Source organism: Paenibacillus sp. J31R98 (assembly GCF_056269245.1).
The window spans coordinates 581,175-605,513 of the sequence record NZ_JBWDNO010000001.1; the positions used below are offsets into that span (position 1 = coordinate 581,175).

Sequence of the window (24,339 nt, forward strand, 5' to 3'; positions counted from 1 at the left end):
TTATCACGTTTTGGTTCTCTTTTTTAAGTATACTACGAGCGGCTAATTGAAGGTAGTGAAGCAGATACTATCGCTTAGGCAGATGAAAAGAAGGAGGGAGAGGGATATGAACCGCCTGCTCAAGCTGTTCAAGCGGCTCGCATTGCTGCCGGCCAAACTGATAGGATATGCTGCGATGAAGCGGCGGGCACGAGTAAAGTCCGAGCAGCAGCTGATTCAAGCGGAGGCTCCGAAAATGCGGCTAGAGCTTGTCCGTGAGCTACAGCAAACTTGGCATTCGCTCCCGAAGGTGCTCGACAAACGCGATCAGGAGTATATGAAGGTCGAACGCGCGCTTATCCATCGAATCCTTCATGAGACGGAGCAAGCCAACCGAAACAACGTAACGCGCACCGAAGCATATCGGGCGATCTATCATCGCAATCAGGAGCTGCACTGGGCGCTTCTTGCACATGTTGTTTCCCGCAATGGCGGCTGGAATATGACGGATCTGCAGGGGGATCTGCTGCCGAGGCTGCTCGATGAGGGGCACCGGAAGGATACGTTTCTTCTTCTTGAGCGAGCGAATTCGCTTATTTTCCAGGATGCCTACCCGCAGCTGCTTCTCTATGAAGCTTCATGCAAGGCAGGAAGAGAGCTGTTCGATTTGCTGCCTGCTTTTCATGTGTCAGCTTTTATGAAGCCGGTATGGAAGCAATTCTGGCGGCGGGAAGACTCGGCGATTCTTACGACAGCGCTTATTGTCAATGAACAGCATGTCATTGAAGAGCCAATCATCCAAAGTCCTTTCTTCAAGCAGCATGTGCTCGGTCAGCCTTCATTTCTGCTGCAATCCCCTATGCAGACAAACGCCGTGTTCATGCCTTATTGCACGCCAGGTTGTGTAGATACGAGGCTGGCCGGTCTCATATTGGAGGATTTCAGCGACTTGCGTGAGCGAATCGAATTCGGGAAACGATTGTATGCCATACTATTCGGTGTCCCTGAGGTATCGGATGGGGTGCATGCCTTCGTTCGCGCCGTGCCGCACACGGGTTCGCGTGTGGATTACGCACCGCATCTGTTTACGAAGGAGCAGGATGCGACAGCTTCATCAGCGGCATATGCGGAGAAGCTGGACGGCTGTGGGCTGCGTGCTGGCGCTACTAAGCTATCGAGTCTGGAGCTGGCCTCGGCATGGGAGGATGTTCCGTTCGAAGCAGTGGGTCTGCAGGATTGGTTCAATGAGGTGAAGGATAATCTGGTGAGTTATTTCGCCGCGGCGGAACTGCCATTGCCGGATGTCTTCGAGATGACGGAGGAGCACTGCTATGCGCTGAACAAAATCGAGCTTGCCGTACTAGCCGCTGAACGGCTGCGGATGACATTCACAGAGAAAAGAAAAGGCGATAAAACGAGCTGACGAATGAACGTGCAGCCTATTTTATCGCCTTTTTGGTGCTGTTAATTGTTGATTGTTACGCCTTGCGTTGCAGCAGCTCCCAGCGGTAAACATATTCGAACAAGAATTCGAATGCTTCCAGATGGCGCTTCGCTTCGAACGCATTCGCGCCCCAAGCGTAGATGCCATGCTTGCGCAGCATGATGCCAGGGATACGAGGATCAAGACGCTCAGTTACTTCCGGCACGATACTTGGGATATGGGCAAAATTCGAAACGATCGGAATGTCGATATGCGCTTCCTCGTCCCAAATGTTGAACGCTTTAATTAGCTCAACGCCGTCAACTGGAATTGACTTGCGCTCCCAGAACAGCTCGGACACGATGCTGTTGAACACGGAATGGATATGAAAAATCGCCCCTGCACCTGTTTGACGATAAATCTCGCAGTGGATAAGCGTTTCCGCGGAAGGCTTCAGACGTGTCGTCTCGCAAGGCTTGCCCGATTGATCAACGAACAGGAAGTCCTCCGGCGTCGACAGCGACTTGTCTTTTCCGCTCGCCGTAATGGCGAAGTGGAATTCGTCCGGTGCGTAATCGCCGACGCGAATGGACAGATTGCCGCTTGTGCCCGGGAACCAGCCGCGGGAAGCGAAGAGGCTCTTCACTTCGGTAAGCTCTGCAAGCGCGCGCTGTTTATCTTCTGTAGCAATTTGTTCGAATGACATCGTTAAGTGGTCGCCTCCTGCAGTTTCAGTACCTGTATAACCTCATGGAAGGTTTCGAACGGATGGAAAGGTAGTCCGAGCTCCTTGCATTTCTGGATGAGATGCGAGCGTGCGAATACGGTGTCAACGAGCTTCGCGCCTTCAAAGTCCGTTACGCTGTCGCCAATAATGATTCGCTCATAGCGCTCAGCTGGGAAGCGGCGGATGATGGTCGATTTGCACATGCCGCAATCGGTCTTGCAATCGCCCTGGCACGGATGCGGCCAAGTGATCTCGATCTGCTCGCCAGAGAAGTCGCTGCCGTTGCAATAAATATGCTCTTCCGGAATGCCGAATGGCGCAAGCAGCGGATAGACGAAGAAGTCGATCCCGCCGCTCGTGACGTAGAACTCGATATCGGCATCTTTGCAGTATTGCAGCAGCTCGGCGAAGCCAGCGCGAATCTTCGCGTTCGAGATGGCATAATCCACAACTTCGCGTTTCATCGAAGTGGGAAGCAGGAGGAACAGTTCACCGACGCCTTGCCGGATAGTCTTGCACCCCGCGACGATGTCGTTCACAATTGCCTCCCAGCCGGGAGGGTTGAAATGACGGATAATCGCGACAATGTTATCGTTCTCGGTAATCGTACCGTCAAAATCACAAAAAATAACGCGTTTCATTACTGTTTATACCCCCACAATTCAATCGCGGCCTTGAGTGCTTCATTGCCAGGTTGTGCTGCCGCATCAGGCAGTGGAACGCCCGCGCTTGTCGCTTCAATCGCTTGACGGAACGCATGACCGCCGGCTGCAGTGCCCATAGGATGTCCGTGGATGCCGCCGCCTGCGTTCACGACAACCTCTGTACCGAAGTCCCTCAGGATGAGCGGGACGAGACCCGGGTGAATGCCTGCGGAAGGGACAGGGAAGCTAGTGCGAACAGGCAATGCTGCATCGATAAGCGCGGCTTGAACCGCGAGATTCTCTTCTCTTGGCATGACAACAGAGCCGTATGGCGACGGGAAGAGGGCGAGATCCGCGCCAGCAAGACGCATAAGCTTGCCAAGCAAGAGCGGAGCTGCAATGCCGTAATGCGGCGATGGGTAGAGTGCTCCAGCCATCGCAGGGTGAGCGGCAATTGGCACCGAAATTTCCGGATCGCTGCTTAGCTCATGAAGCACGTCGTAGCCGTAAGCCAAGACGTTGAAGAGCAGGGCATTGGCGCCTGCAGCAATTGCTCGCTTCGCTTGCGAAGCCAGCTTCGAAGTTGGTCCAGTTAAATTAACGGCATAGAGCAGCTTCTGGCCGGTTTCAGCTTCTGCTTGACGCGCTGCTTCCATACATGCTTCCACACGCTTCTCAAGCGGTGTGAGCGGGTTCTCGAATAGAATTTCGTCATCCTTAATCAGATCCACGCCGCCGAGCGCTTGTTTGTAGAATTGGTCGCGCAAGTTGGGGAGGTCATGTCCGATAACGGATTTGAAGATGCTCATAAGCAGTGGACGATCATACACACCGAGCAGATCGCGAATGCCGGAAATACCGAACTTCGGGCCAGGGAACGCGGATACGAAGTCGGAAGAGAAATCGAGATCAAGCAGCTTGATCTTGCCGTCCATGGACAGCTTGCCAAATACGGTTACAAGCAGGGCAGGGAGGTCACGGCTAAAGTTGACGTCGGGGTAAGCGATGCGGATATCCGCATAACGCTCACCTGGCGCTGCATCAGCCGGCTCACAAGCCTCAACCGAAACGACGCGTCCGAGATGCTTCTCCATCTCGGCTTTGCGCGCTTCCGGCAGCTCTGTCCAGCTGCCTACGGTAAGCCCTACGGCAATGCCGAGCGCTTTCTTCTGAAAATCTGCTTTATCGTCATGTAGACGATACGTTGCTATACATACTGCACCATTGCTCATGATGTCGCTTTCCTTTCAATTTCTGCGCCCATCTCGGCAGCTCGCTCAGCAGCGCGTGCTATTGCGCTGATTAAGCCGCCAGAGAAATTATGCGCATCCAATTTTTCAATTGCCGCTTGGGTCGTTCCGTTCGGAGACGTTACCTTGCGGCGTAGATCTGCCGGATTCTCACCTGTAGCTTTTACCATATGGGCAGCTCCTAGTACGGTTTGAATCGTCAACTCGCGTGCTGCTTCCTCGGTTAAGCCAAGCTCAGCACCGGCAGCAATCATTGCTTCCATCAAATAATAGACATAGGCAGGTCCGCTGCCGGAAAGTCCAGTAACTACATCAAGCTTTGGTTCCTCTACGACGGCCGTCAAGCCGACGGATTGGAAGATCAGCTCCGCAACCGATCTCTGCGAAGCCGAAACGGAAGCAGAGAAGCTGACGCCTGTTGCGCCAAGGCCGATTGTACTCGAAGTGTTCGGCATTGTACGTACGATGGGCATCGGCATGCCGACGAGCGTTTCGAGCGTCTTAATGGTCATCCCAGCGATAATCGAGATTATCAGTTGGCCAGGATGAAGCAAATCACGGACTTGCGAGATTGCTTCGGCCGCGTCCTTGGGCTTCATCGCGAGGAAGACAATATCGGCATCGCGCAGCATCTCGGATTTCGCCTCATCCTCTGCTGAGGTATGAACGCCATATCGGGAGGATAGCTCGTTAAGCCGGTCAACGTTCGAACGATTCATCATGCTAACCTGCTGCGGTTCCGTTAAACCACGGTCCAGCAAGCCTCTTACCATGGCTTCGGCCATTGAGCCTGCGCCGTAGAAACACATCTTGAGCGAACTGATTTCTTGTACAGCTTCTGCATTCGAAAGTGTTGTCATTGCCTTACGCTCCTCCTGTCCTTATCCGCGAATTTGTCCGTTGCCGTAAACTCGAAACTTCGTTGAAGTGAGCGCAGGCAGACCCATCGGTCCGCGTGCATGCAGCTTCTGAGTGCTGATGCCGATTTCGGCGCCATAACCGAATTCGAAGCCGTCTGTGAATCTTGTGGAAGCATTATGGTAAACTGCTGCAGCATCAACCTGCTGCAAGAATGCAGCTGCATGCTCTTCATTCTCCGTCACAATGCATTCCGAGTGCATCGTGCCATACTTGCGGATATGCTGGATCGCTTCGTCCACGCCTCCGACAATTCGAATATTCATGATGTAGTCATTGTATTCTGTCGCATAATCGGCATCCGTTACTGATTTCGCTTCAGGGATTAGGTTCAATGTCTGCTGGCAGCCGCGAAGCTCTACGTTAGCCGAGAGGAAACGGTTTGCAAGTTCACGCAGATGGCGAGCAGCCCAAGCTTCATGAACGAGCAGCGTCTCCATGGAGTTGCAGACGGAAGGGCGCTGTACTTTGGCATTGAAGGCGATGTCCGTTGCCATATCCGGCTGCGCGCTTTCATCCAAATAAGTATGACAAATGCCTGCCCCGGTTTCAATGACAGGGACGGTCGCATTTTCAACAACATTACGAATTAATGAAGCTCCGCCGCGAGGAATGACTACATCGAGCAGGCCGTTCAGCTTTAGCATCTCGTCGACCGAGCTGCGGGATGGATCTTCGATGAGCTGCAATGCATCTGGCGGAAGGGCAGTGCCAACGAGCGCTTCGCGCAGCACCTCGATGATGCGGCGGTTCGATTCAAGCGCTGCAGAGCCGCCGCGAAGCACGACTGCGTTGCCTGTCTTAAGACAGAGTCCAGCGGCATCAACGGTGACATTCGGACGCGCTTCGTAGATCATGCCGATGACGCCAAGCGGCACCGATACTTTCTCAACGCGAAGTCCGTTCGGGCGTTCGAACGTTTCGAGCATCTTGCCGACAGGATCCGGAAGATCCGCGACTTGGCGCAACCCTTCCGCAATATCTCCAATACGGTTCTGCGTTAGAGTGAGGCGATCTAGCAAAGACTCGCTTGTTCCATTCGCACGGCCGCGATCAATATCGATGCGATTGGCTGCAATGATGGAATCTTGCTGCAAGATCAGATGGTCCGCCATCACTTGCAATGCTTTGTTTTTCTCATTCGTGGTCATTCGGTTCATGACAGCCGCAGCTTGTTTTGCTAACGCTGCTTTTTCCCTCACTTCACTCATAACGCTCTCCCTCTCCATCTCTTATCTATGCTCTAAGTGTGACCCATTCATCGCGGTGGATGACTTCAATCCGTGATACTTCGACGCGTCTGCGCACTTCCTCGGTGCTGAGTCCGGCGACGGCTTGAACTTGCCATGCCGCGTAGTTGACGACGCCGCGTCCGAGCGATTGCTGATGCGCATTGAACACTTCAACCACATCGCCAGGGTGGAAGTCGCCGTCGATTGCTTGAATCCCTGCCGGCAACAAACTCTTCCCGCCGAGCAGGAGAGCCTTCTCAGCGCCGTCATCGACAATAATGCGGCCTTGCGGCATCGAGTGGAAGCCGAGCCACTGCTTCTTCGTAGTCAAGTTATGTTCACTCGTGTCAAAATAAGTGCCTTTGCCTTCATTCTTCACAGCAAGCATCAGATCACCGGGTTCCATCACGCGGCCGATAAAGACCGGAACGCCGCCGCGCATCGCAATTCTCGCCGCTTCGATCTTGGAGCGCATGCCGCCGGTTCCGACAGATGAGCCTGCGCCGCCAGCGATACGGAGAATGTCGTCCGTAATGTGATCGACGCGGTCGATCTTCACCGCATTCGGATTTTTGCGCGGGTCTCCCGTATACAAGCCGTCCATGTCGGTGAGAATAATAAGCCTCTTCGCTTTCACGAGATTGCCGACAAGCGCGGATAAGGTATCATTTTCGCTGAACTTCAGCTCATCCGTTGCGACGGTATCGTTCTCGTTGATTATCGGCACCATCCGTCGATGGAGGAGCTCTTCAATGGTCATGAGTGCGTTATTGATTCGCTTGCGGTTAGAGAAATCTGCGCGCGTCAGCAGAATCTGAGCTACTCCGATTCCTTCGCCAGTTCCATAGGAAGCGAACGCTTCTTGATAGGCTTGCATGAGCAGCGCTTGACCGACTGCTGCGGCAGCTTGTTTCTCATGAACGAGCTTGGGCCGTGAAGCGTAGCCGATCTTCTTGAAGCCTGCGGCAATTGCGCCGGAGGTAACGAGCAGTACTTGAAATCCGGCTTCATGCAGGGAAGCGAGCTCATTCGCGAAGAAGGCAATGCGTTCCTTGTTGATGCCTCCTTCTTCGGAGGTTAAGGAGCTGCTGCCGATTTTGACTATGATGGTATCTGTCATGATTCACCTCAAGCCCTTTCTATGTAGATAAAATAAAAAAAACTTCCATCCCTTGTAATTATACAAAGGACGAAAGTTGTTTACTTCCGCGGTACCACCTTTATTAACGGCGATGAGGCTCCAATTGGCTGGAGGCATGCCGTTCCGCTCAAAGACCTGTTAACAGCAGGCCGCTGTCCGACTCGTCGCCGGCCGTTCCGGGGTAGGTTTCTGCAGCAAATGCTGTAAATTCTCTCAGCTAATGAATTTACTCTCTGATCGCATCTGCGGTCTGCATACTTAGCCCCATCAATACGTTCTCGTTATTTAATTAACGATAAGCATACCACGCAGAGGCTCGGGCTGTAAAGACATACAAAACCCGTAAAGCTTAAGCTTTACGGGCGGTCATTGCTACTTAAAAAAGATTCAATTTCCCTATGCGGTGAATCGCTTCCTGCAGCCGTTCTTCCGATGCGAGCAAGCCAAGCCGGACGTATGATTCTCCATGCGTACCGAATCCGACGCCTGGCGCGAGTACGACATCCGCATGCTCAAGCACGTAATCGGAGAACGATGCAGAAGTGTGACCTTTCGGCACAGGCAGCCAGCAGAAGAAGGAACCGCTAGGCTTCGCAGCTTGCCAGCCGATCTCATTCATCGCTTCGTAGAGGGCGTTACGGCGACTCTCATAAGCGGAGGTGAGATCTTTGACGCATTGCTGGGAGCCGGTGAGCGCTTCTGCAGCAGCGGCTTGTATGCCGCCGAAGAGACTGCAATAGTAGTGGTCTTGAATAAGATTGATGAGCGAAATAATTTCTGAGTTGCCGAGCGCAAAGCCGACGCGCCAACCTGCCATGTTATAGGTTTTGGACAGCGTATAGAACTCAACGCCGACTTCCTTCGCGCCAGGCGTCTGCAAGAAACTGACTGGCTGCTTGCCATCGAAGCCAATAGCGCCGTAAGCGAAATCGCTAGCAACGACGATACCGTGCTTCGCTGCAAATTCAACCGTACGCGAGTAAAATGCTGAATCAGCCGTCGCGCCAGTCGGGTTGTTCGGATAGTTAATGAACATCAGCTTTGCTTTGTCCGCTACTTCCGGTTTGACGCGGTCATAATCAGGCAAGAATGCATTGTCCGCTGTGAGCGGCATATATTCCATTCGGCCGCCTGCAAGCGCGACGCCGGACCAGTAATCTGGATATCCGGGATCAGGAACGAGGCAGACGTCCCCAGGATTGAGCAAACATTGCGAGATTTCGATTAGACCTGTTTTGCCCCCGAACAGAATGGCAACTTCCTTCTCCGGGTCAAGGTCGACGCCATAATCTTCCTTGTACCGCTGCGCGACCGCTTGTTTCAGAAACGGATAGCCGCTGAAAGGCGGGTAGCGGTGATAAAGCGGGTTTGGCGCCGCTTCCTGAAGCGCTGTTACAATATGCTCTGGGGTTGGCCGGTCTGGATTGCCTTGTCCCAAGTTGATGACATCGCGACCTTTGGCCGTCTGGGCATTCGCTTTGCCAACAAGTCTTGCGAAAAATTGTGTAGGCAAACCGGTCATCCGGTTTGCCGGGTTGATTTGAAATGTTTTTGTTCCATCCATCGTCATCACTCCACCGTTAATCTAAGCCTAAATGTAGCATAGGAGCGCTCGCTACATCAATGCATGAGTTTTAATATGTTCTTTAAGTGCAATACCGGCTCCGCCTCGAAATTGCGATGATCGCTCCCGTTGTACTTCGTACAAAAGTCGCTCTCATTCGCAATTTCGACTGCTGCGCCTTCTTGCACCAAAGAACAAACGACAAACTCACGATTGATTCGCTCGTTTGGTGGGGGGAAAGAAAAAACCTATAGATCGATTGCCTTCAGGAACGGCTTAATATTCCCTTTGAACGTGAGCAAATAGGGTTTACGGTTCTCATCGAAGATAAGAAGCAGCTGAGGCTTCTTCGGGCAATAGAACAGGAATACGTCCTGGGTCATGACTTGAGTGCCGCCGGCATTGACGGCTGTTGTCTCGTCGAGCGGGATACGGAACACATAGCCGCATTTGTCATCGGCCGTTAGTTTGGGCGACAGACCGGTTACGCCTTTGAGCCATGACTTGGCGTAGCCTTGATATTCTGGGCTGTTCGGTACGGACTTGACGACTTTGCCTTGCACGACGTCGAAGGCTTGGACAGGTCGCTGTCCTGCGCCGCCTTCATCATGTTTCGCTGCGCCAGCTGCATTCGGGATCATTAAGCATAGGAATAACGCGATAACGGCAATGAAGTGCTTGCGGTACATTCTCATCATGTTCATCAGATTGGTCTCCTTTATGTCGGTCATGGTGGTTTCTCAGTTACGTTACCCATCTTGACAGCGAAGCATGAGACGTTATGATAAGGTAAAACTGAGCAGATAAGGTCGGTTCAGCTAGTGTTTTAAGGAGGCAAATTATTATGACAGATACGAAGCTGCGGATTGCGCTTGTGCAGATGCATGTTGATGCAGGAAATCCGGATGCCAATTATGAACGGTTGAAGGCAAAGCTGGAAGAGGCGGTACAAGGTACCGAGAAGCCAGATCTCATTATGCTGCCGGAGATGTGGAATACGGGTTATGCGCTGGAGCAAATCGATCAGCTTGCAGATCCGAACGGGGAACGCACGAAATCGATGCTGTCTGCATTCGCAAGCGAGCATCGCGTTCAAATTATCGGCGGTTCTATCGCGGAGAAACGCGATAACGGCGTATTTAATACGATCTACGCTTTTAATGAGCAAGGAGAAGTGATTGCGGATTATTCGAAGATCCACTTGTTCCGTCTTATGGACGAAGAGAAGCACTTGCTCGCAGGGGAGAAGCTTGGGAAGCTCCAAGTAGCTGGAGCGGACGCTGGCATGATGATCTGCTACGATATCCGGTTCCCGGAGCTTGCGCGCAAGCTTGCGCTTGATGGAGCGAAGGCCATGTTCGTGCCGGCACAATGGCCGAATCCGAGATTGCATCATTGGCGTACACTGCTGCTTGCAAGAGCGATTGAGAATCAAATGTTCGTTATCGCTTGCAATCGCTGCGGCACGAGCGGTGCGAGCACGTTCTTCGGCCACTCGCTTATTATTGATCCGTGGGGTGAAATTATCGCAGAAGCGGGCGAGGAGGAGACGATTCTTCGAGCGGAGATCGACCTCTCCATGGTGGATGCGGTTCGCGCCAAGATTCCAGTGTTCGAAGATCGTCGTCCATCGTTGTACTAACTGTTCACAGCTTGCTGTTAGCTGCCAAAATGCTGTTCCGTCGTCAGTTTCATCGTTTCAATGAACGCTTCGGCCGCTCTCGACAGATAGCGGCCCTTGCGGCTTGCGATGACGAGCGTCCTGATGGGTGCGGGTGATGCGAGCGGAAGGTATACAGGGGTCAAAGCGTTCGCGTTTGTCCGCGTAATCATCTTGGGTATGAAGGTGATGCCCATTCCAGCGGCTACGAGCGATTGAACCGTCTCAATGTTTGTGCTCTCGAAGACGATCCGCGGCTCGAAGCCGGCTTTCTCGCATATTTCCATAACATTTTGCCGGAAGCCTTGTCCTTTCTTCAGAACGATGAAGGGCTCATTACGTAAACTTTCGATCCGAACAGGCTCAAATTGTTTCGCCAGGTGATGCTCCGGCGGCACGGCAAGTACAATTTCTTCTTCTATAATAGGGACCCATTCAAGCGATGGCTCGAATAGCGGAAGGGCGAGCAGACTTAGATCTGTCTGACCGCTTGCTGTAAGCTGCTCAAGCTTGGATGGAGTATCCTCGACGAGGACAATTTCAATCTCGGGATACTGCTCGCCGAAGATCGGCAGTACGATTGGCAGAACATGAGACCCTGTAATCGAGAGGCTGCCGACGACAAGCTTACCCTTTCGCATGTGGGCGAGGTCATCAAGTTCTTGCTTCAGCTGTTCGATATTATCGAGGATGCCTTGCGCTTTGGTAACGAAGACAGAGCCGGCGTGTGTCAGTTCTACCGAGTTTGTAGTTCGGCGAAACAGGAGGACGCCAATTTCCTTCTCCAGCTTCGAGAGCTGCTGACTTAGTGACGGTTGAGCGATATGAAGCTTCTCAGCGGCACGGGAAAAGTTCTTCTCTTTGGCAATTTGTATGACATATTGGAGCTGGCGAAATTCCATTCTTAGTTCACTCCACGACTTATATGAATTGTAAGGTATACTCATAGGTTAAACCTATTGCTGTTATAGATATTATATCTTAGATCAATGAAGAATGAAATGTTATGATTGCTTCAGTGAAACACATTGAAAGTACGATTAAGTACGATGAATTGATAATTGAACGAATCAAATGAACTTATGAGGTGAATTCATATGACAAAAAGAACGATGTTTGAGAAAATTTGGGATAATCACGTCATTCATTCAGAGGCTGGCAAGCCAAGCGTCATTTATATCGACCTGCACCTGGTGCACGAAGTAACTTCTCCGCAAGCGTTCGAAGGTCTTCGTCTGACAGGCCGTCAAGTTCGCCGTCCTGAGCTGACTTTCGCAACGATGGATCACAACGTACCGACAAAGGATCGTTACAACATTACAGATCCAATCTCCAAACAGCAGATTGATACGCTTACGCAGAACTGCAAAGACTTCGGCGTAACATTGTACGATCTGGACAGCATCGACCAAGGCGTTGTTCACGTTATGGGTCCTGAGCTCGGTCTTACGCACCCTGGCAAAACAATCGTATGTGGTGACAGCCACACTTCGACACACGGCGCATTCGGTGCACTTGCTTTCGGTATCGGTACTTCCGAGGTTGAGCATGTAATGGCTACTCAATGTTTGCAACAATCCAAAGCGAAGACGATGGAAGTTCGTTTCATCGGTAGCCGTAAACCAGGCGTAACGGCGAAGGATATGATTCTTGGCGTTATTGCCAAATACGGCACAGACTTCGGTACTGGCTATGTTATGGAGTACACAGGCGAAGCAATCCGCAGCCTGTCAATGGAAGAGCGTATGACAGTATGTAACATGTCCATCGAAGGCGGTGCACGTGCTGGTCTTATCGCTCCGGACGAAACAACTTTCGAATACCTGCGCGGCCGTGAATATGCACCGCAAGGCGAAGCATTCGATCGTGCTGTTGCCGCTTGGCAAGAGCTTCAAACAGACGAAGGCGCTACATTCGATACGGTTCTTGATTTCGATGTAGATTCCTTGATTCCGCAAGTAACTTGGGGCACAAGCCCTGGCATGGGTACTGACATCACAGCAAACGTACCTGTACCAGCTGAGCTGCCTACAGAGAATGAACGCAAAGCTGCTGAAAAAGCACTTGAATATATGGGCCTTACTCCAGGCACGCCAATGAGCGAAATTGACATTGACTATGTCTTCATCGGTTCTTGCACGAACGGTCGTATCGAAGACCTTCGCGCTGCGGCTGAAGTTGCACGCGGCTACCAAGTAAGCGATCGTGTAACGGCAATCGTTGTTCCAGGCTCAGGCCGCGTTAAGATTCAAGCGGAGAAAGAAGGTCTTGATAAGATCTTCACAGAAGCAGGCTTCGAATGGCGTGACGCTGGTTGCTCCATGTGCCTTGCGATGAACCCTGACGTACTAGAACCAGGCCAACGCTGCGCATCGACATCCAACCGTAACTTCGAAGGTCGTCAAGGCCGCGGCGGACGTACGCATCTCGTATCTCCGGCAATGGCTGCAGCTGCTGCAATTATGGGTAAATTCACAGACGTTCGCGATTGGCAGATCAAATCCGAAGTTCTGAACTAGTATATATTTGAGATTCGAGAGGAGTTCATCAACATGGAAGCTTTCAAACAACTAACGGGTCTTGTTGCCCCGGTAGACCGTGTAAACGTAGATACAGACGCAATCATCCCGAAACAATTTCTGAAGCGCATCGAACGCAGCGGATTCGGTCAATTCCTGTTCTTCGAATGGCGCTGGGACGAGAAAGGCAATGTCATTGACAGCTTCAGCCTGAACCAACCGCGCTATCAAGGTTCGGAAGTGCTGATCTCCCGCGCTAACTTCGGCTGCGGATCTTCCCGTGAGCATGCACCATGGGCAATCATGGACTATGGCTTCAAAGTGGTCATCGCGCCTTCGTTCGCTGATATTTTCTACAACAACTGTTTCAAGAATGGCATCCTGCCGATTCGTCTGAGCGAAGAGCAAGTTGAAGACTTGTTCCAGCGTACAAACAAGACAGAAGGTTATAAGTTGAATGTCGACCTCGAGAACAATACAATTACTGATGATGCAGGCCTTAGCATCTCGTTCGATCTCGATGAGCACCGCCGTCAATTCTTGCTGCTCGGTCTTGACGATATCGGCCTGACGCTTCAGCACGAGGACAAGATCTCTGCTTATGAAGCGAGCCGCGTAGCATTCTAATCCGTTTGAAATAATACGTTCAATGAGAAACTCCGGTACCGGTGTACCGGGGTTTCTTTTTTTTTGCGTCAAACATGTTACAAATTTCCTCAAAACGCAACTTTTTCTGTCAAATTGCGTCTAAGTAAGCGATAAAAAGTCACGAGGTGAAAGATGAAGAAATTTGTAACCGCTGTACTGTTGTTGTCGTTCCTCATCTCTATGTTTCCGGCTCTTGTAGGAGCTGCAGAAGCTGCGCCGAAGCTCTATCTGAACGGCAAGCAGCTGCAAAGCGGCACAGAACCGCAAATTGTCGGCGATACCACTTTTGTGCCTATTCGCACGGTAACCGAAGGACTTGGATTTGATGTATCATGGACGTCGCCTGTTGTCACCATCTCGAATGGCGATACGAGCATGCTGCTAACGATTGGCGATAAGACGGCCATCGTGAACGGTCAAGAAGCGTCGCTAGAGAAGCCTGCTATGATATCGACGGGTTCGACGTTAGTTCCGCTTCGATTCGTAGGCGAACAGTTTGGGTTACAAGTTTATTGGGACAAGCTGTCACGATCTGTACACTTATATGCCGACTCCACTGCACCGGGTTCGCCTGACGATTCAGGTAACGGCAATGGAGGAGACAACGGCACGGGTTCAGGCGATTCCGGCAACCCAGGCACTGACCCGTCAACCGATCCACCAACCGACGAGCCAAATTCCACAACAATGTTGAAATCTATCGAGTATAATGGACTTGGCAGTATTTCTCTCCCTTATGACGGCAGCTTCGGCGATGCACAAACACAAGTGCTGCACAGCCCTGAGCGAATCGTCATTGATTTGCCGAATATGAATTTCGCATCGGATTTCACGCCAGGATTCACGAACAGCACCGCGAAACTCGGGGAAATTCTCGTCGATTCGCATCCGACTCTACAGAAGATCCGATTCTCGTATTATTCGGACAAGCCTTCGACCGTTCGTATTGTATTGGATCTGACGGCTCCGACCAATTACAAGGTCGTGAAGGAAGATCAAGCCATTCGCATTGATGTGCTTGAGCAGACAGGACCACCGCCTGTCGACCCGCCGCCGGTGACCGATCCGGATCCGCCGATAGTAACACCGCCAACTGGACCGGTTATTTATAAAGTCGTATTGGATGCCGGGCACGGAGGCAAGGACCCGGGTGCTGCAAGCGTAAACGGGCATAAGGAGAAAGAGTACAATCTAGCGATTACTTTGAAAGTAAAAGCGCTTCTTGACAAAGAAACAAGAATTAAGCCGTATCTGACAAGATCGAATGATACCTTCATTGAACTTGATGATCGCGCTGCATTCGCAAACAAACTTAAAGCGGACTTATTTATTTCATTCCATGCGAATAAAGCAGAAACTGCATCCGTTACCGGTTCGGAGACGTACTACTATCATGCCAATAGCAAAGCTTTCGCTGATATCATTCACAAGCACTTGATAGCTGGTACCGGACTTAAGGATCGCAGTGTAAGAACGGCTGCATTCCGCGTCGTGAAAGCAACGACGATGCCGGCGATCTTGCTTGAAGCAGGATATCTGTCGAATAGTAATGACAGCTCGGTATTGTTTAGTGACCAGAAGCAGAATAAGATCGCTGCAGAAATCGTCAAAGGAATCAAAGAATATTTGAAGCTAAGCTAGGAGGATGCAGGATGAAACGTCATGTCACGACTTCTTTATTTTCAGTTCTCATAGCTGCAACGATGATCGTCCCTCTTAGTGCCTGCGGAAGCCGAGCCTCTCAGGAAGGTCAGCAGCAGAATTCACAAGCGGGCTCTGTAAACCAGCAGAATACGAATGCGAATGCGAATGCGGATACGAACGCGAACCAGTCGCTCGCGGGAGGAACGAATTCGGATAATACGGCCTCGAATGAAGAACAAGAGCCGCCGAAGCCAGAGGTAAAGAAGGAGCAAATCTCGCTTTACTATACCGATGACGAAATGCTGGATTTACATGAGCAGAAGGCCGAGATTGAGTACAGCGATGGCAAACAGAAGCTGGAAGCGGCTTTCGCTGCCATGAAGAAGGACGATGCGAAGGGTGAACCTTCCCTGTGGAAGCATGCTGAACTCCTCAGTGCAAAGCAGGAAGGAACTGCAATTACGCTTGATCTTCATCTTCCGGATGAAGCGCGGCTCGGGGCTCCGGGCGAGATGCTCGCTCTTGAGGCGTTAGAGAAGACTTACTTCCAATTCCAGGACGTGACTTCCATAGACTTGCTGGTCGACGGCAAGTCCGTGGAAAGCCTTATGGGTCATATGGATTTGGACCATCCAATTACTAAACAATAGAGGGAGCTTACAGACATGCCGCAACAGAAGAAATGGGTCAAGGCAGTATCGTCGATTATGGTGTTCTCGCTGTTAACAGGTTTCTCCGCAGTAGGAAGCACGCTTGCACATGCAGAAGCTTCTTCAGTCGTTACGAAATTCACCGATGTACCTGCCGGCCATTGGGCGGAGAAGCATATCGCGAAGCTAGCCATGCAAGGCATTATTAAAGGAACGAACGGCGCGTTCAAGCCAGCCGATAATGTGTCGCAGCAGGAAGCAATAGCGCTTGCGATTCGCTTCATTGGTAAAGAGCAAGATGTGAAGGCAGACGACGCGATCGTCTTCCCGGAAAGCTTCGATGTCAGCACTTATTTCAAACCTTATATCATTCTTGCTTTCCAACTTGGTCTACTTGATCAGACAGAAGAATTTAAACTTGCGGAAGCAGACACGAATTCGCAGTGGGGACTCAAGAAAGCGTCCCGGGAGTGGATTACGAAGCTAATTGTTAAAGCTATCGAGAAGCAGAAGACGGCGGACGAGCTAGCTTCAGCTCCGGTTTCCTTCAAAGATGCAAGCAAAATCGACAAAGGCTATGCAGGATATATTAATGCAGCCGTATCACTGGGTCTCATTAAAGGGATGACGGCGGATACGTTTGATCCGCAGGGCTTCATTACACGTGCTTCTATCGCTACGATCTTCAGCAGAGCCGAAACTCAGTACCCAATGAATTATAATGGCCAGTATAATGCTATTCTTACTAGCGCTGATGCAAGCACGCTTCACCTCTTTGCCAATGACAAGGATACAACGATTGCATTGTCACCGGATACTTACGTGTACCGTTTCGATTCCGAGAAGCCGGCAACAGTCAGCCAATTGACGCCTAACACGAAGTTGCTCGTTATCGCGGATGGCACGAATCCGCTTTACGTAGAGCAACTGGATGACAAAGCTCAGGTAAGTACGGTGTCAGGTGCGGTAACTCGCGTAGCTGCAAATGATAAAAAGCTTTGGATCTGGTCTGATGAAGACATGGTTCCGATTACATACAGCAGCGCAACAAAAGTGACGGACGGCTCTGGCAATGCGATTGCTATAACAAGCTTAGCGGCAGACAGCCAAGTTGAAATTACTCAAGATACATACCGGGCTAAGCCAGTAGCAATTGCAATTAAAGTCCAATCCGCTCCAGTTAATAAGACAGGACAAGGCATCATTCAATCCGTACAAGTATCTCCACCTTCGTTAACGATCCAAGATGATGAGGCAGATACAACTTCGATGTATAACGCCGCTTCTCAGGTCGATGTGGTTTGGCAAGGACAAATTCTTGATGGCGGCTTGTCGGCTCTGCGTGTTGGCGATGTCGTTTCTTACGAAGTGAAGGATTCGCTTATTACGAAAGTAACAATTGTGCAAACATCAGCAAAGCTTGTCCGCGGTGAATTCTACACCGTGAGCAGCGATGGCAAGATTATTTCGTACTTGAGCACAACCGGCTCTGCGAAGCTGGAAGCGAAGTTTATTTCCAGCAATGTTGAAGTAACGATTGATGGACTGACGGGCACCTCGGTCGCGGATCTTGTAAAAGGCGATGTACTTGATATTACGCTGAATAGCAAGGATGAAGTAGTCGCGATTAAAGTAGTGAACCGTCAAGTGGAAGTGCTTGGCGGAGCATCCATTGTAAGTTACGATTCTGATTTGAAGGCACTATTGTTGAAGTCCTCTGCCGGAGGATTGATTTCAGTTTACTTGACTGATGCTACGAGGATTGACATGAACGGTTCGCCGCTCTCAGTCACGGGTGCAAGTGCATTCCTCGTTAAGAACAAGAAACTGACAATCGGTTACACGAACGATAAAGCGGTATTCATCCAATTCGTATACAAATACAGCGGTACGGCTACAAGCGTTAGCTCCAGCTTGAAGCAGGTTACGATCGTACAATCGAATGGGCTTAACATTACGCTCCCGATGGATACGGTTAGTACAGTTGAAATTAACGGCAAAACTTCGGCTACTTTGTCGGATATTACAGTTGGAGATACGGTTACAGCTGTATTGAATGCGAATCAAGATAAGGTTGCAGTGCTGCAAGTGCATACGGCGAAGCAAGCAGCTGTGACTTCGGTAGATAGCACCAATAAGAAGATTACGGTAAGAACGAGCGAAGGAACTCTGGTCGACATCCCTGTAGCAGCTATTGATATGACCAATGAGAACGGCGATAAGCTGACTATTGCGAGCTTCAAGGCCGGACAGACAGTTAACGTGTATTATGTAGGGAAAACTGTTTCTTCTGTGAAACTCGTAAATGTAGCTGTTGGCCGAGTAGTGGCTGTTGCTGCTGGAAGTGTATCCATCATCGATTACAGCGGCAAAGCATCAGAAGTTCAGCTTGGCACAGGCTTCTCCATTCAGAAGAACGGAACGACAAGCAGTAGCTCGACTGTGCTCACTGTCGGTGACCGGGTTGAAGTGAAGAAGAATGTGAAGGATGCTGTGGTCGTTACGGCCTACAGCGGTGTTAACAAGACGTTCTGGAAGTATGACTCGACAAACGGTCAGTTGTCTGTGAAACGGGTGTCGCTGAATGATGCCAACACCTACACAGTGACTTCTGCAACGAAAGTGACACAGGGCGGCAATGTAATCTCGATCGCCCAATTGACAGACGGCGATTCGATTGTGCTTTATGTGAATCAGAACTCCGTTATTGAGATTGAGAAGCTATAATTTCGATCATCGCGGTCCTGGCTGAGAGGCCAGGACTTCTTTTTTTGCAATTCTGTGAAAAGAGGAACAAAATAGAACTTCTTAGGCTAGTTGGCGCGCCAAAGCGGTTGATTAATGCGACATTTTTCGCTACACTTTAGGGCAATGGCCGTAAATAGGAGTGAGTTATCGGTTGAAGGCGAAAGAGAAGATGGATCATTTTTTGCGAGTCGTTGGCGAGATGTTTCCGGATGCCCATTGCGAACTCAATCACCGCAATCCGTTCGAGCTTACAATCGCCGTCCTATTGTCCGCACAATGCACCGATGAAACAGTCAATAAAGTAACGGCAGATTTGTTTCAGAAATATCAGACGCCCGCGGATTATCTGGCTGTACCGCTCGAAGAGCTGCAGCATGACATAAGACGAATTGGTCTATTCCGCAATAAAGCACTGTTTATTCAGAAATTGTGCCGGATTCTCATTGATGAGCATGACGGCGAAGTGCCGGAGAAGCACGAGCAGCTGACGAAGCTGCCTGGTGTAGGGCGCAAAACGGCTAATGTTGTTGTTTCCAACGCCTTTGGCGTTCCAGCCATTGCAGTAGATACACATGTCGAGCGTGTTTCCAAGCGGCTAGGATTTGCCAAGAATGATGATAGCGTGCTTGAAGTTGAGAAGAAATTGATGAAGCTAGTGCCTCGAGATCTTTGGACGGAAACGCATCATCGGCTTATTTTCTTCGGAAGGTATCACTGTAAAGCTCAAAATCCGCAATGCGAGGTTTGCCCAGTGGCAGAACATTGCAAAGAAGGTAAAGGACGTATGAAACTTGCCTTAAACCGAAAGGCTAAGTAATACGTGCGGATCACCACCACCACTAACTAACTTAAATGAGAAGGATGATTGAACCATGAAATGCATCTCCGTATACACGAAAGATTTTTCCCTATTCTCTGATATCTACGAGCAAATTATGGAGTCACCTCCAGCTGAGAATGAAGAAATTATTGTGGAAGGCGTTACAGTAAGCGGCGCAGGCGACGTGCCTGATCAATATATTGAACGTATGAGATTGAAACCGGAATGCGTCGTCATGAAGGAGAAAGAGCGCAACATTACGATTCTCCAGCACGGCGAAGTGTTTGAAATTTGCGTACCTGCTGTTCAATTGGTATAAGAGCGTAAAGCGTAAAGTGTAATTTATAAGCAGTGCAAAGCGAAAGGGTCACAAGGAATGAAGCTAAGTTCGAGCGGTCAAGGTACGTGGCCAGAGAACAAAGGTTTGTTCTTATTGTGGTCCTTTCGTTCAATTATGCTGTATAATGACATGATGAATGGGAAGAAGACAGGGAGAGAGAGAAATGAGCCAAACGATGGAGAAGTCCGCTCAAACGCTTAACAGTTCACTTGCAGAGATAGCGCCTATAATGGCGGAGCAAGGGGATACGGCGGATGCGGCAAGACTGCTGGAGCTGCGTGAAAAGCTGGGGAACGGTCAGTTGACCGTCGCTTTCTGCGGACATTTCTCGGCAGGGAAATCAACACTCGTCAATCGGCTGTGCGGCACTCAGCTGCTGCCATCGAGCCCGATTCCAACGAGCGCGAACGTGGTCAGCATCGTGAACGGCGATGCGAAAGCGACGATCAAGAAGCTGATCGCAGGCGAAGAACAGACGATTGAAGTTCCGGTTGATCAAGTGAATGCCTATTGCAAGGACGGCGAAACGGTGCTATCCGTCAGCTTGTCCTATCCGATCCCGCGTCTTGGCGCACACACGGTGCTGCTAGATACGCCCGGAATTGACTCAACGGACGACGCGCACCGGATGGCGACCGAATCGGCGCTCCATTTGGCAGACGTCGTCTTTTATGTGATGGACTATAACCATGTCCAATCGGAAATTAATTTCACGTTCGCGAAGCAATTGAAAGAGTGGGGAAAGCCGCTCTATCTGATCGTGAATCAGATTGACAAACATCGGGAGCGCGAGCTTTCATTTGAAGCATACAAGCAAAGCGTTGATGAAGCGTTCAGCAACTGGCATCTGGAGCCGAGCGGCATCATCTATCTGTCTCTGCGCGAGCCGGATCATCCGCATTCGGAGCTGTCCGCGCTGGAAGGCCTGTTCGAGTCGCTTGCCGCGATCCGCGGGCCGCTGTCGGTGAACAGCGTGGATGCGTCAGCTCGCTATGTTGTTCGGATGCATGGCAAGTATATGGAGGAAGCATCGGAATCAGAGCGGGAGCGTCTGTTGGCAGAAGCAGGGGGCGAAGGCGAAGCAGAGCGTCTGCGTGGTGAGATCGCAGGGCTGGAAGAAGAGCTGCGCGTGTTTGCTGCGGAGAGCGAAGGCCTGAAGACGAAGCTGCGCCTTGAAATTCAAAGCATTCTCGATAATGCCAATATTACGCCTGCCCCGACAAGGGACTTGGCGCACACTTTCCTTGAGAGCCGCAAACCTGGCTTTAAAGCAGGGCTGATATTCGCCGGAGCGAAGACAGCAGCGGAGCAGGAGCGCCGCCTGAACGCGTTCTTCGAGGACTTCGACGATCGCGTCCGCGCCGGAATTGAGTGGCATGTTCTTGATGTGCTGCGTAAAGCGGCAGATGCAATTGGCTGGCGCGATGAGTCGCTTGAGCATGAGCTGAAGAGCCAGTTCAACGGCTTACTCACGCCTGAGGTGCTTGTGAAGCTCGTGAACACCGGAGCGGTGTTCGGCAATGAATATACAATGACGTATAGCCGCGATCTAGCCGCGGAAGTGAAAGGGCTGTTCCGCAAGCGCGCGCTGGAATGGATCGACGCGCTAGGCACTCGTGCGGCAGCGGCTGGCGAAGCTGCCGCTGCACCGCTTCGCGCGCGGCTTGCCGAGCTCGCGCAGCAAGCCGGCGCGCTCGCGCAGCTGGCCGCGCTTGAGCAGCGCGCGGCCGCGCACCTCGCGCGGCTGGCGGCGCTGCTGCCTCCGGCGCCGCCACGCCCGGAGCTGCCGAAGCCGCAGGCAGCGGCTATCGGCAGCGGGGCGCTTCGCGCCCCTGGCGCCGTGCCGACTGCGGCAGGCGAAGCCGCCGCCGGCACTGGCGCAGCCGCTCTCGCAGGCGGCGATGCGCACGCCCGCGAAGCGGCAGCAGCGTCTGCGACGGCGGACCTCGCCGCAGACGCTGGCGCTGCGGCGCCGCACGCGCTCGCGCCGCAGCGGCAAGCCGCGGAGCGGCTAACACGCGCCGCCGAGCTGCTGGCGGCGCAGCCATCGCTTGCCGCGACGGTCGCCGGCATGCGCGACAAAGCAGAGCGGCTGCGCAGCAGCCGCTTCACGATCGCGCTGTTCGGCGCGTTCAGCGCGGGCAAATCATCGCTCGCGAATGCGCTGCTCGGCGATTCCGTATTGCCGGTGTCGCCGAACCCGACGACGGCGGCGGTCAACCGGATCGTGCCGCCAAGCGAAGGTCATCCGCATGGTACGGCAACCGTGCTTATGAAATCGCGTCAATCGATGCTGGATGATCTACGATATTCACTTGAGCTGCTTGGCGAAGACGCTGGGTCGCTTAGCGACACAGCTCTGCTGCAAGCGATTGTGAAGCTGACTCCGGATGCCGTGCATGCCGGAGGCAGACCGCACTACAGCTTCTTGAAGGCAGCTGCCAAGGGCTGGGCTGCTCATGAAGCGCTGCTCGGTCAGCAGTTATCTGTAAGCGGCGAAGAGTACCGCAGCTATGTAGCGGATGAGTCGCGCTCTTGCTTCGTCAGCGAGATTGAACTGCATCATCGCAATCCGCTCACCGCGCAAGGCATCGTCCTAGTTGATACGCCGGGGGCGGATTCAGTCAATGCCCGGCATACCGGCGTTGCGTTTAACTACATCAAGAACGCGGACGCGATTCTGTTCGTGACTTACTATAACCATGCGTTCTCGCAAGCGGACCGCCAGTTCCTGATGCAACTGGGCCGCGTGAAGGACCAATTCGAGCTTGATAAAATGTTCTTTATCGTCAATGCGGCCGACCTCGCGGCAAGCGAGCAGGAGCGTGACGATGTACTTGCCCACGTAGAGCGCAATCTGCAGCAGCACGGCATCCGCTTCCCGCGGATGTTCCCTGTATCCAGCCTGCAGGCGCTGGATGGCAAGCAGAGCGGCAATGCTTCTCTTCTTGCATCATCCGGAATAGGTGCATTCGAAGATTCGTTCCTCAGCTTTACGCAGAACGATCTCGGTGCGCTTGCGGTAAGCTCAGCCGAGCAGGAGCTTGAGCGTGCTCGCCGTACAATTGCGAACTGGCTGGAAGCTGCGTCAGGCGATGCCCTCTCTCGCGAGCAGGCGCGCGCAGCACTGCAGGCAAGCGCAGACGAAGCTCGTGCGCGGGGAGCGGCTCTTGCCGAGTCGCCGAACAATCAGCAGCTGCAGCAAGAGCTGAAGGAGCTTCTCTTCTACGTGCTGCAGCGCGTGCAGCTTCGCTTCGGCGATCATTATAACTTCGCCTTCAATCCTTCCGTCCTCCAGGACGATGGCCGGGATTTGAAGAAAGCAATGCTTACCTGCTGGCTGGAGTTGCAGCGACTGCTGCAAATTGAGCTTGCGCAAGAGCTTGAGGCCACTTCTCTGCGCCTTGATAACGCGCTGAATAAGCTGGCAGCGAAGAAAGCTGCTGATACAGCGGAAGAAACTTCTCAACTGCTCCCTGGCTTCGCGCCATCCGGCTTCAAGCCGCTTGAGATTGCGACGCCGGAGGAGCGTACTGCTTGGCAGGCGAAGAACATTGACACGAAGCTGCTCTGGAGCAAGTTCAAGTCGCCGCGCCATTTCTTCGAGGGCGAAGGCAAGGCAGCGCTTCGCGCTTTGCTTGAGAATGAGCTTGCTGCGCCGCTGCAGAGCTGGATCAGCGAAGCGGAAGCCGACTGGAGCGAGCGTTATGCCCAGCTGTGGCAGCAGGCAATGAATAACAGCGGGTCAGCGCTGCAGCAGGATATCAGCTCCTTCAGTGAAGGCAAGTTGAGCTCGTTGTCGGATAATGCGAACCTGGAAGAGCTGCGCAGCATCTATGCTGAACTATTAGCAATTTAATGCTTAATTAACTGGCTGCCTCCTTCGGGCTAACGAATCGTATAGCGCTTATTTAGCCCATTTCGGCTGAATTAACCGGTTAACGAACCGTGGGCACGCTATTGCCTCGATTATGCCACCAGAATGGTTAAAATGCGCGGAATAACGTTATGTGAGTTCGTTAGAATATCAATCCAGCCCAATTGTCTCGAATAACGACTCCTGAGTTCGTTAGAGTGAGAGAAGGGCGAGGGAGTAATCGTGCTTCGTTAGAGGCGTCGCATGCTGCACTTACCAAAGTTATATCTTATTAACTGCATAAAAAATCAAACAGAAGCTTATACACCGAAAGAAAACATTCGTGTATAAGCTTCTTTAATTTTTTCAAATAAAATTATGCAAAAAAGAGGGCAAATGTGCAAAAACGGAGCAATACGGACCTATATAGGGTGATTTCAGACGATTTAGAAGAATACCCCCTTACTTTTGATCGAGATGGAAGAGGAAGCGAAAATTGTCAACTATATGCCCCAGCACTCTGTTTGCCGTACCGCACTCATGCTGTTAATATTCACTCATATTCATAAAAAAGAC

19 protein-coding genes are annotated in these 24,339 nt (G+C 51.7%); 10 read left to right on the forward strand and 9 right to left on the reverse strand.

Features of this window, described 5'->3' with window-relative positions; all coding sequences use genetic code 11:
• Nucleotides 1-106 precede the first annotated feature (106 nt).
• Nucleotides 107-1,402 (forward strand): DUF2515 family protein, encoded by a 1,296-nt coding sequence (locus AC0YNX_RS02655; RefSeq protein ID WP_475814092.1) that lies wholly within the window; start codon nt 107-109, stop codon nt 1,400-1,402.
• Between the two features lie 55 nt (nt 1,403-1,457).
• Here AC0YNX_RS02655 and mtnB read toward each other — a convergent pair whose 3' ends face one another.
• The 8 genes from mtnB to AC0YNX_RS02695 all read right to left on the reverse strand — a co-directional run bounded on the left by mtnB (nt 1,458) and on the right by AC0YNX_RS02695 (nt 9,582).
• Nucleotides 1,458-2,108, reverse strand: a complete 651-nt coding sequence (gene mtnB / locus AC0YNX_RS02660) for a methylthioribulose 1-phosphate dehydratase (protein WP_475814093.1) — start codon at nt 2,106-2,108, stop codon at nt 1,458-1,460.
• Between the two features lie 2 nt (nt 2,109-2,110).
• Nucleotides 2,111-2,770 carry a 2-hydroxy-3-keto-5-methylthiopentenyl-1-phosphate phosphatase gene (locus AC0YNX_RS02665; RefSeq protein WP_475814094.1) on the reverse strand — a complete coding sequence of 220 codons (660 nt, stop codon included), beginning with the start codon at nt 2,768-2,770 and terminating at the stop codon, nt 2,111-2,113.
• Nucleotides 2,770-4,005, reverse strand: a complete 1,236-nt coding sequence (locus AC0YNX_RS02670) for a 2,3-diketo-5-methylthiopentyl-1-phosphate enolase (protein WP_475814095.1) — start codon at nt 4,003-4,005, stop codon at nt 2,770-2,772. The genes AC0YNX_RS02665 and AC0YNX_RS02670 overlap by 1 nt, the downstream gene beginning before the upstream one ends.
• Nucleotides 4,002-4,883 carry a pyrroline-5-carboxylate reductase gene (gene proC, locus AC0YNX_RS02675; RefSeq protein WP_475814096.1) on the reverse strand — a complete coding sequence of 294 codons (882 nt, stop codon included), beginning with the start codon at nt 4,881-4,883 and terminating at the stop codon, nt 4,002-4,004. Before proC ends, AC0YNX_RS02670 begins: the two co-directional genes overlap by 4 nt.
• A 21-nt stretch (nt 4,884-4,904) precedes the next feature.
• On the reverse strand, nt 4,905-6,152 hold the full coding sequence (locus AC0YNX_RS02680) for a glutamate-5-semialdehyde dehydrogenase (RefSeq protein ID WP_475814097.1): 1,248 nt from the start codon (nt 6,150-6,152) through the stop codon (nt 4,905-4,907).
• Nucleotides 6,153-6,177: 25 nt separating this feature from the next.
• On the reverse strand, nt 6,178-7,293 hold the full coding sequence (gene proB / locus AC0YNX_RS02685; RefSeq protein ID WP_475814098.1) for a glutamate 5-kinase: 1,116 nt from the start codon (nt 7,291-7,293) through the stop codon (nt 6,178-6,180).
• A gap of 397 nt (nt 7,294-7,690) precedes the next feature.
• Complete coding sequence (locus AC0YNX_RS02690; protein ID WP_475814099.1) at nt 7,691-8,878, reverse strand: aminotransferase class I/II-fold pyridoxal phosphate-dependent enzyme; 1,188 nt, start codon at nt 8,876-8,878, stop codon at nt 7,691-7,693.
• A gap of 248 nt (nt 8,879-9,126) precedes the next feature.
• Nucleotides 9,127-9,582 (reverse strand): hypothetical protein, encoded by a 456-nt coding sequence (locus AC0YNX_RS02695; RefSeq protein WP_475814100.1) that lies wholly within the window; start codon nt 9,580-9,582, stop codon nt 9,127-9,129.
• A 140-nt stretch (nt 9,583-9,722) separates the two neighbouring features.
• Between AC0YNX_RS02695 and AC0YNX_RS02700 the strand changes: the two genes are divergently transcribed.
• Complete coding sequence (locus tag AC0YNX_RS02700; protein ID WP_475814101.1) at nt 9,723-10,520, forward strand: carbon-nitrogen family hydrolase; 798 nt, start codon at nt 9,723-9,725, stop codon at nt 10,518-10,520.
• A gap of 17 nt (nt 10,521-10,537) precedes the next feature.
• Here the strand turns inward: AC0YNX_RS02700 and AC0YNX_RS02705 are convergent, their stop codons facing one another.
• Nucleotides 10,538-11,440 carry a LysR family transcriptional regulator gene (locus AC0YNX_RS02705; RefSeq protein ID WP_475814102.1) on the reverse strand — a complete coding sequence of 301 codons (903 nt, stop codon included), beginning with the start codon at nt 11,438-11,440 and terminating at the stop codon, nt 10,538-10,540.
• A gap of 195 nt (nt 11,441-11,635) precedes the next feature.
• On the opposite strand from AC0YNX_RS02705, the gene leuC reads away from it, so the two are divergent.
• The 8 genes from leuC (at nt 11,636) to AC0YNX_RS02745 (ending at nt 23,766) form a co-directional block, all read left to right on the forward strand.
• Nucleotides 11,636-13,057, forward strand: a complete 1,422-nt coding sequence (gene leuC, locus AC0YNX_RS02710) for a 3-isopropylmalate dehydratase large subunit (RefSeq protein WP_475814103.1) — start codon at nt 11,636-11,638, stop codon at nt 13,055-13,057.
• Between the two features lie 33 nt (nt 13,058-13,090).
• Complete coding sequence (leuD, locus tag AC0YNX_RS02715; RefSeq protein WP_475814104.1) at nt 13,091-13,684, forward strand: 3-isopropylmalate dehydratase small subunit; 594 nt, start codon at nt 13,091-13,093, stop codon at nt 13,682-13,684.
• A 153-nt stretch (nt 13,685-13,837) separates the two neighbouring features.
• Entirely contained in the window at nt 13,838-15,346 is a 1,509-nt protein-coding gene (locus tag AC0YNX_RS02720; RefSeq protein ID WP_475814105.1) for an N-acetylmuramoyl-L-alanine amidase, read from the forward strand.
• 11 nt (nt 15,347-15,357) lie between these two features.
• Nucleotides 15,358-15,999, forward strand: a complete 642-nt coding sequence (locus AC0YNX_RS02725; RefSeq protein ID WP_475814106.1) for a GerMN domain-containing protein — start codon at nt 15,358-15,360, stop codon at nt 15,997-15,999.
• Nucleotides 16,000-16,014: 15 nt separating this feature from the next.
• Nucleotides 16,015-18,726: an S-layer homology domain-containing protein gene (locus AC0YNX_RS02730; protein WP_475814107.1), complete on the forward strand. Its 2,712-nt coding sequence runs from the start codon at nt 16,015-16,017 to the stop codon at nt 18,724-18,726.
• A gap of 190 nt (nt 18,727-18,916) precedes the next feature.
• Complete coding sequence (nth, locus tag AC0YNX_RS02735; protein WP_475815163.1) at nt 18,917-19,564, forward strand: endonuclease III; 648 nt, start codon at nt 18,917-18,919, stop codon at nt 19,562-19,564.
• Between the two features lie 55 nt (nt 19,565-19,619).
• Entirely contained in the window at nt 19,620-19,886 is a 267-nt protein-coding gene (locus tag AC0YNX_RS02740) for an NAD/NADP transhydrogenase alpha subunit (protein ID WP_475814108.1), read from the forward strand.
• Between the two features lie 184 nt (nt 19,887-20,070).
• Nucleotides 20,071-23,766 (forward strand): dynamin family protein, encoded by a 3,696-nt coding sequence (locus tag AC0YNX_RS02745; protein ID WP_475814109.1) that lies wholly within the window; start codon nt 20,071-20,073, stop codon nt 23,764-23,766.
• Nucleotides 23,767-24,339 lie beyond the last annotated feature (573 nt).